We start from the raw sequence: 16,421 nt of genomic DNA, 5'->3' as shown, positions 1-16,421 counted from the left end.
AAAGGCGCCGACCGGAGCGTTCGGTGTTTCATCGAAATACTGAACTGAACGCTCTATCCGTTTGAAACTATGTACTTCCCGGACGTGCGCCGAGCGCCTTCCGTTTCATGCGTTCACGTCCCGAAAATCCGTCAGGCCGGTCCTCGATTTCCATGCTTCGATCCCCTCCCGGAAGGAGAGCGGCGCATAGTTCAGTTCTTTTGCGGCCTTGGAAACATCGAGGGCCCTGAAGCCGCGCGGCGCCGCATCCGTGCTGCCGCCCTCGACGGCGATGAGCTGCCGTTCTGCTCCGACGGCATCGGCGACGATCTGGGCTGCTTCCAGTGAAGTAGAAGCACGCCCGCTCCCCGCATTGAAGACGCCCCCTTCGGCTCTCTCCGCAGCCTCGAGCGCCAACGTCACGACGTCGTCGACATAGACGAGGTCGACGCTGTATTGGCCCCCGTCCTGAATGACCAGGGAGTGCCCGTTTCCAAGTGTCCGCACGAAGGTGGGCACCATACCGGTGTGATGCATGCCGGGGCCGTAAACCGATGCGAGGCGGAGCACCGTCACCGGCATGGCATTGGATTTGCCGAAGGCGAGCAGGCAGATTTCGGCGGCGAGCTTGCTCGCCAGATAATAGCTCGCGCGGTGCACGGGAAAGGCCGGGCTCGCTTCCGAAGCGGGGCCTGCGCCAGAAGCATAGACCTGCGCCGATCCGAACAGGACAAAACGGTTCACGCCTTGCGATGCCGCTTCCATGCCGACCTGGATGGCCCCGGTCGTGTTGATCTCGAAGCATCTGGCGGCCTGACGCGCATCGCTGAGATCGGCGGGAATGTAGGCGGCAAGATGAAGGACCGCATCGGTTCGACCGAGCGGCGGGAGGGGATCGCCAACCGACCATCTCTCGATCCGGAGACCCGAGCCCGTTCCGGCTGCCACCCGCTCCGGATCGCGCGCAAGTGCGGTGACCTCGTAACCTCTCGATAGGGCTCGATCGATCAGCCTGGCACCTATGAACCCGGTCGCGCCGGTAACCGCCAGCCGCATTTCCCCTACACCGTTTCGTCGAGCTTCGCGGAAGAAGCAGTGACCAGATCGCCGGGTCTCACTACGGTTTCAGACCAGTGCCGCAATATCGTCACCGGCATGATCTGCGGCTGCTCGATCGGCTCGTCGAAGAGCAGATGGCGGATGCACATCTCCACCTCGTTGAAGCCGGCATGGATCCTGACCGCCGTCGTTCCGGAGAACCGCGCATTGATTTCGAAGATGCGGGGAACACCGTCGTCCAGACGAAACTGGAAGTTCGCCGGCCCATAGGCGCCGAGGGCATCGGCAGCTTCTGCCATGGCCTTGTTCAGCGCGGGGAATGGTTCGGCAAATGCCCTGTAGGTGTTGCCGTCCCGAAGGTCCCTGCGCATGACGATTGTCGCATGGCATTTCCCGTCGAAAGTCAGCGTCCCGGCGGTGTACTCGCTCGTTTCGGAGCCGACATGTTTCTGGATCACGATCCCTGGCTGCTCCTCGATTGCGCGCGCCAGCTGCTCCCGATTGCGCACGACACTGAAGCCGATCGAACGGGCGCCAACTCTCGGCTTGACGACGAGCGGAAATCCGCATTCCTCGATCAGCGTGTCTTCGTCGCCCGGCAGACAGGACGGAACATATCCGAGGCCCCGTTCCCGAAAGAACTCGGAGGTCAGCCATTTGTCGTTGGCAATCGATACCACCCGCGGCGAGCTGATGATCACTTTGGTTCCGTAGGTTCTCTCGATCGCTTCCCTGTTCGCCGCGAGGATCGGAAGTTCCACGTCGGTTCCCGGAATGAGGATGTCGGGCCGTTCCGCATGCAGGAGTTCGCCAAGCCGGTCCAGATATAAAGGGTCCCTGGCCATCGGCACGAGATAGGCGGCATCCCCCCAGTAAAGCCCGGCCGAGAGCGGACTCGGATCCCCCACGATTATTGTCGCGTTCAACGTCGAGCGCCGCAGGGCGCGAATGATGCCTTGCCCGAGCAGGGCGCCCGCCCCTGTAATAAAGACCTTCATGACCGCCCTGCTCCCAATTCGATTAGCTGATCTCTGCAATGACCCAGTTCGCTCAACCGGTGCGCATCGGAACCGATCGAAACGAACGGATTGACCTCCTCGCACAGAGCCAGAAACGCCGGCATGTCGACGAGGTAGGAGGAGTTGATCTCGATCGCGATCCGCCGTTCGAGGGTCGCTCTCATCAGGTCCCTGAAATAGGTTTCCGGAAAACGCCCGTGCCGCCTCAGGCTCATGCCGCCCGGATGGGCCAGGATGTCGATGGGCGCGTTCCTGACCATTCCCATCGACAGGCGGAACTCGATCTCGGCCGTCTCTTCATAGGAAAGCTGCTTGAAATCCAGATAGCCGCCGCGGCCGTCCGGGAGCCGGTGAACGACGCCGAGAACGATATCGCATCGATCCAGCACATCCTGCGATACATCCAGCCTGCCGTCCTCAGCCATGGCCTTCGTCTCGCAGCCGACATAGACGCTCATATGGCCGAAACCCCGCGCAACGGAGAGAATCTCGTCCCTGAATTCCGGAAACCACGACGTGTCCTCGCGCACATGCTCCGTGAACGCCAGCGCGGCGAGACCGCGTTCACTGGCCGCTTGCAGGATTTCAAGCGCGGTCGCCTGGCCGTCGGTCCAACTCGTATGGACCTGGAACTCCACATTCATGTGCTCCCGGCTGAGGTTCCGAAAGCGGCTGAACGCAGGCTTGCGGGTCTGCGTCTTCCCTGGTCCGTGCATGGACATTGCCCTTCGATAAGCATCGTGAATTTCAACCGGAGCGTAGCCACCGGTCATGCCAGAGATTGAACATCAACACCGACCACAGCTGCGGTCCCCAGTCGCGATCGCCGGCAATGTGCGCTTTCCAGCGACTGACGATCGGCTCGGCACGCAGGATACCGTCGCGCTCCAGGCGAGCCGGCGACAGCATCTCTTCCGCCCAGGCGCGCAGCGGCCCACGCAGCCAGGCGTTTACGGGAACGCCGAAACCGCGCTTTGGAACACTTATGAATTGTTCCGGCAGCCGTCGGGAAAGCAGCTTGCGCAACGCGGGCTTGCCTTTTGCTTCGGAAAAACAGAGCGACCGGGGTGCGCGCCAAGCCAATTCGATGAAGCGGTAATCGAGCAACGGCGCCCGCATCTCCAAACCCACCGACATCGATGCGCGGTCCATCTTCACGAGGATGTCGTCAGGCAGATAGTCGACCATGTCGCTGTACATCATCCGGTCGACTGCGCCCAGACAAGCCGGCTTTCGTTTGGAGGTCATTGCGGTCGGCAGCTCGACGCCCCCGATCACGACTTCCGCCGGATCCGACCAGAGCGAACGAAAGTCCAGATAACGGTCATCCGGATCCTGTATTTCCAGAAGCTCGGCTAGTCTTCTCAGGCGTTTGCCCGTCAGTTCATCCTGAAGCGAAGACGGACGCACCTGTCGTCCCGCGGCCGCGGCAAATTCGAGTGCCCATTGAGGCGCGTGCCTCGCTGCCCGCAGGGCAAGGGCGGGCGTCTTTTTCGCAAGACGATCGAAGGCTATCATTTGCCGATAGCGCTTGTAGCCACCGAAGAACTCGTCCCCGCCATCGCCGGAGAGCGCCACAGTCACCGTTCTCCGCGCCAATTTCGAGACAAGCAGCGTTGGAATCTGCGACGGGTCGGCAAACGGTTCGTCATACACGTCCGGCAATTCGTCCACGAGACGCAGCGCCGTGTCCGGTTCGGCGGTGATCTCGGTGTGATCGGTGCCGAGCTGCTTGGCGATGGCAGACGCCAGATCGGCCTCGTTATACTGTTCCTCCAGGAATCGCACCGTGTAGGTTTTCACCGGTGACGTCGAAACTTCCTGCATCACGGCGGATATCAGGGAGGAGTCGACACCGCTGGAAAGGAGCGCCCCGACGGGGACATCAGATACCAGACGCTCGCTCACCGCGCGCTTCAACGCCTCGTCGAGCTCATCGAGGGCTTCGTCCGGGCTTTCGATCCGTTGCGCCGACCCTTTTTCCGCGGCGTCGAAAGCATCCCAATAGCTCTTCACTCCGGCCAGCGCGGCCGACGTCGAGGCAGGCGGGGTGTCGACCGAGAGGCTCAGCCAGGAACCATGCGGAAGCTTGAAGATGCCGCGATAGATCGAATAGGGCGTCGGCACGTAGCCATGTCGAAAGAAAAGCGTCAGCGCATCGCGGTCGACTTCAGCCGACTGGAAAGCCGGATGCGCCTTGATGCTTTTCAGCTCGGACCCGAAAGCGACCGCGCTTCGGGACACACCGATATAGAGCGGCTTCTTCCCGATCCGGTCGCGGGCGAAGATGATCTGCCGTGCCGCGCTGTCGTAAAGCGCAAAGGCAAACATGCCGTTGCAGCGTCGCAATGCACTTTCGACACCGTAGGTCTCTATTGCCTCCAGCAGCACTTCCGTATCCGAATGGCCGCGAAACCGAGACCCGCGTTCCTCCAACTCGGACCTCAGGGACAGGAACCCGTAGATTTCCCCGTTGAACACGATCGAGTATCGGCCGCTGCTGGAATGCATCGGCTGAGCACCTGCGGGAGAAAGGTCGATTATGGACAGCCGGCGGTGACCAAGACCGACGCGCCCCTCGCGATCCAGCCATGTAGCGGAGGCATCCGGCCCGCGATGAGCAAGCGCATCCGTTATGCGCGTCAGCGTCCGGGCCAGCTCATAGCCTCCCTGCTGCGTATAGTCTATCAGACCGGCAATTCCACACATGAGACATCCCTTTGGCGGTGCAGTGCAAAGCGCTCTTGGCTGCCAAGGCGCGTCGCATTCGATCGAATTAACGCGACGCGCCTCAGGCCATTTTTGTCCAAAGCGTCCATAACTCCTTGGACGCACGGGCCGTCTCTAGAGAACCTCCAATGCAGGCGACATGTCCGCCCAGGCGATGAAGTGCGGGTTTGCGAAGGCGCTGTCCTCCTCCTGCACCGTCTTGCCGTAGAGGAGGCGCGAGCCGTCCAGGCGAACGACCGATCCGCCGGCAGCTTTCAGCACCGCGTCGCCGGCAGCCGTATCCCACTCCATCGTGCGGCCGAACCGCGGATAGACGTCCGCCTTGCCTTCCGCCAGCAGGCAGAATTTCAGCGACGAGCCTACGGAAGCGTAATTCATCACGCCATGGCCGGTGAGGAAGGCCTCGGTCTCGGAACTGTTGTGCGAGCGGCTGGCGACCGCCGTCAGTTCCGCACCCCGCATCCGCACGCGGATCGGCTGCCGGTGCTCGAGTGCCCATGCGGGATCGAGCAGAAGCTTTTCCGCCCTGCCGCCATCGGCGACATAGGCACAGCGCTGCGCGGGTGCATAGACAATGCCGGCAACCGGCACATTGCCCTCGACGAGGGCAATGTTGACGGTGAAGTCGTTGCGGCGATTGATGAATTCCTTCGTGCCGTCGAGCGGATCGACGAGAAAGAACGTGCCGCCGCTAATGTCCGGAATGCGGCCCGAGGAAACAGACTCCTCGGCAACCACGGGGATGTGCGGAAACGCCGCCGCAAGTCTCTCGAGAATGATCGCTTCGGCCCGCTCGTCGGCCTCGGTGACGGGCGATTGATCGTCCTTGTAGCAGACTTGGGGACCGGCGTCGTAGACATCGAGAATTGCCGCACCCGCATCGAGCGCCATGCGCTCCAGCATTTCGCAAAGGGGCGTCATTTCTCCTCCATCCTGCGGTCAAGGAATTCCTCGATCGCGAGCGCCAGGTCGGTCGGTTCGTGGCCGACGGTGCGTATATGGAGTTCCGGATTTTCCGGGGCCTCATAGGGCGAGGATACGCCAGTGAAGTTCGCGATCTGGCCGGCGAGGGCCTTCTCGTAGAGCCCCTTCGGATCGCGGCGCGCACACTCGTCGAGCGGCGTGTCGACGAAGATCTCGATGAACTCGCCCTCCTCCATCAATTCCCGCGCCATACGCCGTTCGTCCCGAAACGGCGAGATGAAGGAGACGAGAACGATCAGACCGGCATCGGCCATGAGCTTGGCCACCTCCGCCACGCGGCGGATGTTCTCTACCCGGTCCTCCTCGGTAAAGCCGAGGTCCCGGTTGAGGCCGTGACGTACATTGTCGCCGTCGAGCAGGTAGGTGTGCTTGCCCTGGGCGTGGAGGATCCTGTCGAGCTCGTTCGCGATGGTCGATTTTCCGGAGCCGGAAAGCCCGGTGAACCAGAGAACGGCAGGGAGCTGATTTTTCATGGCGCTGCGCGCGCTCTTGTTCACCTCGAGCGCATGCCAGTGGACGTTGTCTGCGCGCCGGAGCGGAAAATCGATCAACCCAGCACCGACCGTGGCATTCGTCACCCGGTCGACGATGATGAAATTGCCCGTCGCCCGGTTGTCCTTGTAAGCGTCGAAGGCGATCGGAGCCTGTGTCGAGATGTTGCAGACACCGACTTCATTCATCTGCAGCGACTTCGCCGCCTCACGGATGAAGCTGTTGATGTTGACCTGGTGCTTGAGCGTGGTGACCGTCGCGCTGACGCTGTCGGTCTCCGTGCGCAGGATGTAGCTTCGTCCCGGCATCATCGGGTTCGCATCGAACCAGATCACATGCGCCTGGAACTGGTCCGCCACGAAGGGCCGGGCACCGGGGCGACGAGCATATTGCCGCGGGACGCATCCACCTCGTCAGAGAGAACCAGCGTCACCGCTTCGCCTTCCCCTGCCGTCGCAAGCTCCCCGTCATAGGTCACGATCGCCTTGACCGATGTGCGCTGCCCCGTCTTCGCGACGACGACCGGATCGCCCACGGAAATCCTCCCGCAGGAGATCTGCCCGGCATAGCCGCGAAAATCCGCGTTCGGCCGCATGACCATTTGAACCGGGAAACGGAAAGGCTTTGCCTGGTCCGTTGGCTCGAGTTCTACCGTTTCCAGATATTCGAGCAGTGCCGCCCCTCTGTACCAGGGCGTATTGGCCGAAGCCGAGATGACGTTGTCGCCGTCGCGCGCCGAGATCGGGATCGGCCGTATGCTGGCAAAACCGAGCTCTTTGGCGAAAGCCATGTAGTCCGCGACGATTTCCTCGTACACCTGTTGTTGAAAATCGACGAGATCGATCTTGTTGACGGCCAGGACGACATGGCGGATGCCGAGCAGCGAAGCGATATAGGAGTGGCGCCGGGTCTGCTGGAGAATGCCCTGCCGGCTGTCGATGAGGATGATGGCGAGATCCGCCGTCGAAGCTCCGGTCACCATGTTGCGCGTATATTCCTCGTGGCCGGGCGTATCGGCGACGATGAACTTGCGTTTGGACGTGGCAAAATAGCGATAGGCCACGTCGATGGTGATGCCCTGCTCGCGCTCGGCCTCAAGCCCGTCGAGAAGCAAGGCGAGATCGATTTCCTTGCCGTTGGCGGCGCCGGGAGAGCCGACGCGCCCGAGGTTCGCGAGCTGGTCCTCGAAGACAAGCTTCGCATCGTAAAGCAGCCGCCCGATCAGGGTCGATTTGCCGTCGTCGACCGAACCGCAAGTGATGAATCTGAGGATCGACTTGTTGTCGTGCTCGGCCAGATGCGCTTCAATGTCATGCGGCGGTATGGATTGAACATACGACATCAGAAGTAGCCCTCCCGCTTCTTTTTCTCCATCGCCCCGACTTCATCCGTGTCGATCAGTCGGCTCTGCCGTTCGGACGTGCGCACCGTCAGCATTTCCCGCAATATCTCGGGAACGGTGACGGCGTCGGACTCGACCGCCCCGGTCAGCGGATAGCAGCCAAGCGTGCGGAAACGCACCAGCTGTCGGGTAACCTCCTCTTCGGGCTGGATGGGCATGCGGTCGTCGTCGACCATAATCAGCATGCCGTCTCGTTTGACAACCGGGCGCCTGGCCGCGAAATAAAGCGGCACGATCGGAATTTCTTCGCGCAGGATGTACTGCCAGATATCGAATTCGGTCCAGTTGGAGAGCGGGAAAACCCGCATCGTCTCGCCTTGCCCGACCCGCGTATTGTAGGTCTTCCACATCTCGGGGCGCTGGCGCTGGGGATCCCAGCCGTGCTGTGCGCTGCGGATCGAGAAGATGCGTTCCTTGGCGCGCGACTTCTCCTCGTCGCGCCGCGCGCCCGCGAGCGCCGCGTCGAAACCGTATTTCTCGAGCGCCTGCCGGAGCCCCATCGTCTTCATGACATGGGTGTGCACGTTGGAGCCGTGGGTAAAGGGGCCTATGCCCTGATCTATCCCGTCCTGATTGACGTGAACGAGGAGATCGAAGCCGAGCTCTCGCGCCATCCGGTCGCGAAACTCGATCATCTCCCGGAACTTCCATTTGGTATCTACATGCAGAAACGGAAATGGCGGCTTGGCGGGGTAGAACGCCTTCATCGCCAGGTGCAGCAATACCGAGGAGTCCTTGCCGATCGAGTAAAGCGCGACCGGGTTTGAGAATGTTGCAACAACTTCTCGAATGACATGGATCGCTTCGGCTTCGAGCCGCCGAAGATGGGGAAGAGACATATCGCAATCCCTCTGATTTTAAATAATAAAAATGGCATGCAAATAAAAAAGTAGCCGCCTGCGAAATGTTGCAGACGCAATCAAATAATCGTGCAGCAGTTAAATGTGATCCCGCCGACTGGTGCGCATTTAAGCGCTATATCGGCAATATTTCAAGTAAGAATAACAATCCTCATTTCCGCGGACGATTCGCGGCCCCGGTAGCGCTCAGGGCAACCCCACGGCCCGCGTCTTCAGGATCGCCGAAAAACGCGGATCGAAGGTCCGACTGATCGGCTCGGCCGCGGCACCGATCGCAACCGCCCACGGGTCCGTGAAACCCAGTTGCAGCCGCGGCGCGCTGCGTTGCCTCCGCTCGGCGATCGATGGCAGCAGCGGGTGGAGAGCGTCCATGAGAAGGCGGGCGAGCCCGGACGGCATGCCGCCGCACAGAATGATCGTCTGCGGATCGAAAACCGTTTCGAGCAACTGGATCGTCGCCCGCAATTCGAACGCCGCGTCTGCGATCCAGGCAGCTACGCGACGATCCTTCGAACAAGCGATGGCGTCGATGCGGCCGTAGAGATCGCCATCGGCGGGATCGATCTCGAGAATCTTGCACAGCGAGGCGATCGATATGCGATGCTCCAGCGGTGCCCTCCCGTCGTCGGCGCCGCCACGCGGCCTGCTCAGGATCATGCCGATCTCGCCGGCATTGCCATGCGAGCCGCGATAGAGTTCGCCATTGAGGATCAGCCCCGCTCCAAGCCCGTAACCGAGATAGACGCAGAGGGCGTGGTCCACTCCATGGGCAGCGCCGACCATCTTTTCCGCGGTCGCGGCCGCCGCCGCGTCGTTCTGGAGGCGCACGTCGAGACCGGTCCCCGCCGAGAGCCTTTCAAGCAAGGGAAAGCTCTGCCAGGCAGCCATCATCCAGGGATCGTCGGCCTCGGCGTCGACGCCGAACGGGCCCGGCATAGCAACACCCAGACCAACGAGACGGTCCCTGGATTGCGGTGCGATGGCCGAAAGTTCCTGCCGTGTTTCGTCGATCAACGTCAGTATGGCCCCGACACCCGTCTCAGGACCGCCGGCTGGCAGGATTACCTCGTTGCGGGCGAGGACTGTGCCGACCAGGTCGACGGCGACCGTGCGCGTCACGTGGCGGTCGATCTGAAGACCGATGGCAAAAGCGCCTTCCGGCACCAGCCGATAGGGCGTCGATGGCTGCCCCCGCCCCTTGCGCACCGCGGCAAGCGACGCCACGAGCCCGTCGTTCTCGAGCTCCTCGATGATGTTGGAAACGGCCTGCTTGGTGAGTGCGGTCGCACGCGCCAGATCGGCCCGCGACAAGCGCCCGTTCAGCCGCAGAGCGTCGATCATGACACGGCGGTTGTGTGCGCTCGCGCCTTCCTGATTGGTCCCGCTCTTCGCCCGGATCGGGCGGATCTCGTTCATGAACAAATCCTCTTGACACATCTGGACTATTGAACAAGAAATAAGTCAAGACAATTGACTTATTAAGAGGTCGAAGAACCTCGGGGGAACGAAAGCGGCCCGAAATGCCCGCGAGCGCTCCGGTTTGATTTGTCGACGTCGGCCGCGAGAAGCGGCGGATTCCTGTTCGGCGCGCGCAGGCGCGCCGCGAAGACTGCAACGGTCAGCTACTGGAGGCGACAATGTTGAAATCCACCCGCAACGCTTTGATCGGCGCGACGCTCATCGGGGCTGGCTTCACCGGCCATGCCCAGGCCGAAACGACGCTGAACGCGCTGTTCATGGCACAGGCCGCTTATAGCGAGGCCGATGTCCGCGCCATGACGGAGGCTTTCGCCAAGGCCAACCCGGACATCAAGGTCAATCTCGAATTCGTTCCCTACGAGGGACTGCACGACAAGACGGTGCTCGCCCAGGGTTCCGGCGGCGGCTATGACGTCGTCCTCTTCGACGTGATCTGGCCTGCCGAATACGCGGCCAACAACGTCCTCCTCGACGTCACGGACCGCGTCACGGACGAGATGAACAAAGGCGTCCTGCCGGGAGCATGGACGACCGTGGAATATGACGGCAAACGTTACGGAATGCCGTGGATCCTCGACACGAAGTATCTCTTCTACAACAAGGAAATCCTTGACAAAGCCGGTATCAAGGAACCGCCGAAGACCTGGGAGGAACTTGCCGAGCAAGCCAAGGCGATCAAGGACAAGGGGTTGCTCGAAAGCCCGATCGCCTGGAGCTGGTCTCAGGCGGAAGCGGCGATCTGCGACTACACGACGCTGGTCAGCGCCTATGGCGGCAAATTCCTCGACGGCGGCAAGCCGGCCTTCACCACCGGCGGCGGGCTCGATGCGCTGAACTACATGGTAACGAGCTACACGTCGGGGCTCACCAACCCGAACTCGAAGGAATTCCTCGAGGAGGACGTACGGAAGGTCTTCCAGAACGGCGAAGCCGCCTTCGCGCTCAACTGGACCTACATGTACAATCTCGCCAACGATCCCAAGGAGAGCAAGGTGGCCGGCAAGGTGGGCGTCGTTCCTGCCCCGGGCGCTGCCGGCAAGAGCGAGGTTTCGGCGGTCAACGGCTCCATGGGGCTCGGCATCACCGCGACCAGCAAGCACCCCGAAGAAGCCTGGAAATACATCGTCCATATGACCTCGCAGGAGACGCAGAACGATTATGCCAAGCTGAGCCTCCCGATCTGGGCCTCTTCCTATGAGGACCCCGAAGTGACGAAGGGCCAGGAGGAACTGATCGCTGCCGCCAAGCGTGGACTTGCCGCCATGTATCCGCGCCCGACGACGCCGAAATATCAGGAGCTCTCGACCGCCCTGCAGCAGGCGATCCAGGAAGCACTGCTCGGCCAGTCTTCTGCGGAAGATGCCCTGAAGAGTGCCGCCGAGAACAGCGGTCTCTGATGACGGCTCGATCGGTCGCGGACGCGTTCGCCGTCCGGGCCGGCGCCCCAGCGCGCGGTCGGTGCGGCGACGGCGTTTCCTCGTCATTCCTGTGCTTGTCACAGCGATCCTTCGGCGCCGCGCCTGCGGCGCTGAAGGAGCTTTCAGCCCAGGAACCTGGGCTGGCTGGTTTCCTGTGACAGGCACAGGAATGAGGGTCCTGATTGCGTATTGCCGGTAGCTACCGAAGAAGAGGTTTCCATTCATGACCGGCACCTGGATTTCGACGCGCGCTTGGCTTCTGATGTTGCCGCTCCTCGTGGTGATGACCGCTGTCATCGGCTGGCCGCTCGTCGACACCGTTCGGCTCTCCTTCACCGATGCGAAGCTCGTCGGCACCGAGGGCGGTTTCATCGGACCGGCGAACTACATCAAAATGCTGACCGGATCGAACTTTCAGCGGGCACTCGTCACCACGACCTGGTTCGCAGTCATTTCGGTTGCCGCAGAAATGGTGCTCGGCGTCCTTGCCGCGCTCCTTCTCAACCAGCAATTCCGCGGGCGAACGGCGCTTCGTGCATTGATGATCCTGCCGTGGGCACTGCCGACGGTGGTCAACGCGACCCTCTGGCGGCTCATCTACAATCCGGAGTATGGCGCGCTCAATGCCGCGCTGACGCAGGTCGGCCTCCTCGACAGCTATCGCTCCTGGCTCGGCGAGCCGGGAACGGCGCTTGCCGCGCTGATCGTCGCGGATTGCTGGAAGAACTTTCCGCTGGTGGCGCTGATCGCACTCGCTGCGCTCCAGGCCGTGCCGCGCGACATCACCGCTGCATCGCTCGTCGATGGGGCCGGTCCGTTCAACCGTTTCCGCTTCGTCATCATGCCCTATCTCGCCGGCCCGCTGCTGGTGGCGCTGGTGCTGCGGACTATCGAGGCCTTCAAGGTCTTCGACATCATCTGGGTGATGACGCGCGGCGGACCGGCAAACAGCACGCGCACGCTCTCGATCCTCGTCTATCAGGAAGCGTTTTCCTTCCAGCGCGCCGGCTCCGGCGCGTCGCTTGCACTCATCGTCACCCTGCTCGTGACAATCCTTGCCGCCGCCTATGCGGCGCTCCTTCGAAAGGCCGCCGGAGCTTCGTGATGGAACGCCAAAGCCCCCTCTTTTCCGTCTTCATCCATGCGAGTGCCCTGCTTCTGGCCGTCGTCATCCTCGCGCCGGTCGCCTGGCTGTTGATCATGAGCATTTCGCCTGCCGCGGACCTCAGTGCCAAACCGCTGGCCTGGTGGCCGAGCGACATCGACCTCTCGCGGTACCGCACGCTTTTGTCGGCTGTCGAGAACAGTGCCGGTGCGGCCTTCATCGCCTCGCTCCTGAACAGCCTCAAGGTCGCAGGAATGGCGACGCTCGCCGCTGTGGTCGTTGCCGTTCCGGCCGCCTGGGCCGTGTCGCGCACGCCGGCCGTCGCCTGGTCGCTCTATGCCGTAATCGCCACCTATATGCTGCCGCCGGTCGCCCTTGCCGTGCCACTCTATATGGGTCTTGCCTATTTCGGCCTGCTCAATTCCGTCTTCGGCCTGGCGCTCGTCTACCTCACCATTCTCGCCCCTTTCACGACATGGCTCCTGAAATCGGGCTTCGATTCCATACCGCGGGAGATCGAGAGCGCGGCGATGATCGACGGCGCGCGGCTGGACCAGATCCTGAGGCTCCTGACGCTGCCGCTTGCCGCCCCTGTCATGGCGACCTCGGCGCTCTTTGCCTTCCTGCTCGCCTGGGACGAATTCTTCTACGCGCTGCTCTTCACTTCCGACCAGCGCGCCAAGACCCTCACGGTCGCCATCGCCGACCTCGCCGGCGGCCGTGTTTCGGATTACGGGCTGATCGCAACCGCCGGGGTCCTTGCCGCCCTGCCTCCGGTGTTGATCGGCCTTATCATGCAAAGAGCCCTGATTTCCGGGCTCACCAGCGGCGGCGTCAAGGGATGACCATGAGCATATCGAAGGACCGCCCGGCAGGGCTCATTGCAATCGACCGGGAGATGGCGCGCCAGCATGTCGACGCGATCGCTTCCTACGAGAGAGCGACGGCCACAGCGCGGCGGATCGCCGCATCGCTGAAAGCGACGGGCCGACTCCTACTTCTCGGTATGGGCGGTTCGCATGCCGTCGGCCGCGCCGTCGAACCGCTCTATCGCGCCCTTGGCATCGAGGCGGTCGCCGTCCCGCTTTCCGAACAGCTCGGCGAGCCGCTATCGATCGAAGGCAAGACCGTTCTCGTCACTTCACAATCGGGCGAAAGCGCGGAAGTGCTGCGCTGGTTCCGCGAAACGGACGGCGGCACAAGCGAGACATTCGGGCTGACGCTCGAAGAGGACGCATTCCTGGCCAAGGCCGTGCCTTCGCTCGTGGGATCAGGCGGGACGGAGCGGGCCTTTGCGGCCACGCGCAGCCTGACGGTGACCTTTGCGCTGCACCTGGCGGTCCTCGCCGCCCTCGGCGCCGATCCGGCCGACGCACTTCACGCCCTCAAGGATCCCCAGGCGCCGGCAATCGACGGCGCGCTCGCGACGCTCGCCGATGTCGGCGCGATCGTCACCTCCGGCCGCAAACTGCAGGGGCTCGCCGAAGCGATCGCCCTTGGGCTTACGGAACTCTCACGTCTGCCCTGTTTTTCGCTCGAAGGCGGGCAGTTGCGCCACGGGCCGATGGAAATGCTGGGGCCTTCTGTCGGCGTCGTCCTCTTCCGCGCCGCCGATCCGACCGCCAAGCTCGTCGGAGCCATGGCAACCTCGGCAGCCGAAGCCGGCTCGCCGGTTATCGTCTTCGACGCATCGGGCGAGCCTCCGGCCGCGGGTGCCACGACAATCCCCTTCAAGCCGGCGGCCGGCATGGCCGCGATCCTCGCCATGCTTCCGGTCGCGCAATCCCTGATGATCGCCTTTGCCGACGCCCGCGTCGAAAACGCCGGGACGCCGGTGCGATCCACCAAGGTCACCCGGAGCGAATGACGATGCGTCCGCTTGCAGCCATCGGCAACGTCAACGTCGATCTGATACTCGGCCCGGCCGAACCCTGGCCGAAGCCCGGCACCGAGGTCATCGTCGATCATGACGAACTGCGCGTCGGCGGCTGCGCCGGCAACAACGCTCTTGCCTGGGATTCGCTCGGCGTGGACTATGTGATTGCGGCCAATGTCGGCAACGATCAGTTCGGCACCTGGCTGAAGGAGGCGTTCGGGAAGCGCTCGCACGACTGGCCGGTGGAAGCGGTCGGCACGACGCTTTCGGTGGGCATCACCCACCCGGATGGCGAACGCACCTTCTTCACGACGCGCGGCCATCTGCCGCTGTTCAGCTTCCCGCAAGTGCACTCGATGCTAGACGGCAACCGACTTCGAGGCGGCTATGCGCTGCTTTCCGGTTCCTTCCTGACGGACGCGCTCACCCTTGCCTACGACGCGCTTTTCGACTGGGCGGACGCCCACGACATCGCAGTGGGTCTCGACACCGGGTGGCCGCTCGAGGGCTGGACGGAGACCAACCGGCTCAAGACGCTCGGCTGGCTGAAACGCTGTCATTGCGCCCTCTTCAACGAGGTGGAGACGACCACGCTTACGGGTCTGTCCGATCCGGCCGAAGCCGCGCTGACCCTGAAGGGCGAAATGCCTGCGGACGCCATCGTCGTCGTCAAGCGCGGCCCCAATGGAGCGCTCGCCATCGATCGGGACGGCGGAATTTTTCCGTGCCGGCGCCGCAGGTTCAGGTCGTCGATACGATCGGCGCCGGCGACGTCTTCAATGCGGGCTTCCTGGCGGCACTCGCCGCCGACATGCCGCTCGAAGCTTGCCTCAAGACCGGGGTTACGATCGCCTCGGAAGCGATCTCCACCCTTCCGCGCCGCTACGGCAAGCCCCTTTCTGCCTTTCTCGAGGAATCCAGGCGATGAGCGCTCTCGAAATCCGCAACATCCGCAAGCGCTACGGCGAAGTGGAAACGCTGAAGGGCATCGACATCGCGCTCGAAAGCGGCGAGTTCCTCGTGCTGCTCGGTTCCTCCGGCTGCGGCAAGTCCACGCTGCTCAACATCATTGCCGGGCTTGCCGAACCGAGCGGCGGCGACATCCTGATCGGCGAGCGTTCGGTCCTGGGAGTTCATCCCAAGGATCGCGACATCGCGATGGTGTTTCAGTCCTATGCTCTCTATCCGAACCTGAGCGTCGCCCGAAACATCGGTTTCGGCCTCGAAATGCGCCGCGTGCCGCCGGCCGAGCGCGACAAGGCGGTGCGCGACACCGCAAGGCTGCTGCAGATCGAGAACCTGCTCGATCGGAAGCCGGGCCAGCTTTCCGGCGGCCAGCGTCAGCGCGTCGCGATCGGCCGGGCCCTGGTGCGCAACCCCGAGGTGTTCCTCTTCGACGAGCCGCTGTCGAACCTCGACGCCAAGCTCCGGATGGAGATGCGCACCGAACTCAAACGCCTGCACCAGATGCTGAAGACGACGGTCGTCTATGTGACCCACGACCAGATCGAGGCGATGACGCTCGCAACCCGCATTGCCGTGATGCGCGACGGCCGCATCGAGCAGCTCGCCACGCCGGAAGAGGTCTACGACCGCCCCGCGACACTCTATGTCGCCGGCTTCGTCGGCTCGCCGCCGATGAACATTCTAGACGCCGAGGTGACCGCAAACGGCCTGAAGCTCGACGGCTGCGAGGAGGTGCTTCCCCTGCCGGCAGCCTTTAGCGGGGCCGCCTCGGCAGGACGGCGCGTGAAGGTCGGCATTCGTCCGGAGGCATTGCGGCTCGCAGCCGGGTCAGAGGCTCGGCGATTGACCGCGCATGTCGAGGTTGTGGAACTCACAGGGCCGGAACTCGTGACCACGGCCACAGTCGGCAGACAGCGCATCACCGCCTGCCTGCCGCCGCGCACGGCAGTCGGAATGGGATCGGCTCATGCCTTCACCTTCGACGAGACGGCTCTGCATCTGTTCGATCCGGAAAGCGGCCGTTCGCTCAGAATGGAATAGAGAGAAGGGCG

At 62.8% G+C, this 16,421-nt stretch carries 12 protein-coding genes and 2 pseudogenes; 6 read left to right on the top strand and 8 right to left on the bottom strand.

Going from position 1 to position 16,421, the window contains the following annotated elements; translation table 11 throughout:
* Positions 1-105: 105 nt before the first annotated feature.
* From N0Q91_RS29320 to N0Q91_RS29285, 8 genes and pseudogenes are all read right to left on the bottom strand, one after another.
* Complete coding sequence (locus tag N0Q91_RS29320; RefSeq protein WP_275598984.1) at positions 106-1,035, bottom strand: NAD-dependent epimerase/dehydratase family protein; 930 nt, start codon at positions 1,033-1,035, stop codon at positions 106-108.
* Between the two features lie 5 nt (positions 1,036-1,040).
* Positions 1,041-2,036: an ATP-grasp domain-containing protein gene (locus N0Q91_RS29315; RefSeq protein WP_275598983.1), complete on the bottom strand. Its 996-nt coding sequence runs from the start codon at positions 2,034-2,036 to the stop codon at positions 1,041-1,043.
* Positions 2,033-2,773 (bottom strand): PHP domain-containing protein, encoded by a 741-nt coding sequence (locus tag N0Q91_RS29310; RefSeq protein ID WP_275598982.1) that lies wholly within the window; start codon positions 2,771-2,773, stop codon positions 2,033-2,035. Before N0Q91_RS29310 ends, N0Q91_RS29315 begins: the two co-directional genes overlap by 4 nt.
* Before the next feature lie 31 nt (positions 2,774-2,804).
* Positions 2,805-4,766 carry an asparagine synthase (glutamine-hydrolyzing) gene (gene asnB, locus N0Q91_RS29305; RefSeq protein ID WP_275598981.1) on the bottom strand — a complete coding sequence of 654 codons (1,962 nt, stop codon included), beginning with the start codon at positions 4,764-4,766 and terminating at the stop codon, positions 2,805-2,807.
* A 135-nt stretch (positions 4,767-4,901) separates the two neighbouring features.
* The gene (gene cysQ / locus N0Q91_RS29300; protein ID WP_275599758.1) at positions 4,902-5,708 is read right to left on the bottom strand and encodes a 3'(2'),5'-bisphosphate nucleotidase CysQ; all 807 of its coding nucleotides are present in this window, start codon (positions 5,706-5,708) and stop codon (positions 4,902-4,904) included.
* Positions 5,705-7,605, bottom strand: a pseudogene (gene nodQ / locus N0Q91_RS29295) (bifunctional sulfate adenylyltransferase/adenylyl-sulfate kinase NodQ). The gene cysQ and the pseudogene nodQ overlap by 4 nt, the downstream one beginning before the upstream one ends.
* Positions 7,605-8,504: a sulfate adenylyltransferase subunit CysD gene (gene cysD / locus N0Q91_RS29290; RefSeq protein WP_100670571.1), complete on the bottom strand. Its 900-nt coding sequence runs from the start codon at positions 8,502-8,504 to the stop codon at positions 7,605-7,607. The pseudogene nodQ and the gene cysD overlap by 1 nt, the downstream one beginning before the upstream one ends.
* A gap of 207 nt (positions 8,505-8,711) precedes the next feature.
* The gene (locus tag N0Q91_RS29285; protein WP_275598980.1) at positions 8,712-9,941 is read right to left on the bottom strand and encodes an ROK family transcriptional regulator; all 1,230 of its coding nucleotides are present in this window, start codon (positions 9,939-9,941) and stop codon (positions 8,712-8,714) included.
* A 221-nt stretch (positions 9,942-10,162) separates the two neighbouring features.
* Between N0Q91_RS29285 and N0Q91_RS29280 the strand changes: the two genes are divergently transcribed.
* The 6 genes and pseudogenes from N0Q91_RS29280 (at position 10,163) to N0Q91_RS29255 (ending at position 16,410) form a co-directional block, all read left to right on the top strand.
* On the top strand, positions 10,163-11,401 hold the full coding sequence (locus tag N0Q91_RS29280) for an extracellular solute-binding protein (RefSeq protein WP_275598979.1): 1,239 nt from the start codon (positions 10,163-10,165) through the stop codon (positions 11,399-11,401).
* Positions 11,402-11,645: 244 nt separating this feature from the next.
* Complete coding sequence (locus tag N0Q91_RS29275; RefSeq protein ID WP_275598978.1) at positions 11,646-12,527, top strand: carbohydrate ABC transporter permease; 882 nt, start codon at positions 11,646-11,648, stop codon at positions 12,525-12,527.
* Complete coding sequence (locus N0Q91_RS29270; RefSeq protein ID WP_018097139.1) at positions 12,527-13,372, top strand: carbohydrate ABC transporter permease; 846 nt, start codon at positions 12,527-12,529, stop codon at positions 13,370-13,372. The genes N0Q91_RS29275 and N0Q91_RS29270 overlap by 1 nt, the downstream gene beginning before the upstream one ends.
* The gene (locus N0Q91_RS29265; RefSeq protein ID WP_275598977.1) at positions 13,369-14,394 is read left to right on the top strand and encodes an SIS domain-containing protein; all 1,026 of its coding nucleotides are present in this window, start codon (positions 13,369-13,371) and stop codon (positions 14,392-14,394) included. Before N0Q91_RS29270 ends, N0Q91_RS29265 begins: the two co-directional genes overlap by 4 nt.
* Positions 14,391-15,331, top strand: a pseudogene (locus N0Q91_RS29260) (PfkB family carbohydrate kinase). Before N0Q91_RS29265 ends, N0Q91_RS29260 begins: the two are co-directional and overlap by 4 nt.
* Entirely contained in the window at positions 15,328-16,410 is a 1,083-nt protein-coding gene (locus N0Q91_RS29255; RefSeq protein ID WP_275598976.1) for an ABC transporter ATP-binding protein, read from the top strand. The pseudogene N0Q91_RS29260 and the gene N0Q91_RS29255 overlap by 4 nt, the downstream one beginning before the upstream one ends.
* The last annotated feature ends 11 nt before the right edge of the window (positions 16,411-16,421 follow it).

The organism is Sinorhizobium prairiense (genome assembly GCF_029201645.2).
In the GTDB taxonomy this organism is placed as follows: Bacteria; Pseudomonadota; Alphaproteobacteria; order Rhizobiales; family Rhizobiaceae; genus Sinorhizobium; species Sinorhizobium meliloti_A.
Note: the sequence above shows the minus strand (reverse complement) of the source record. Positions and strands in the feature narration are given on the sequence as shown.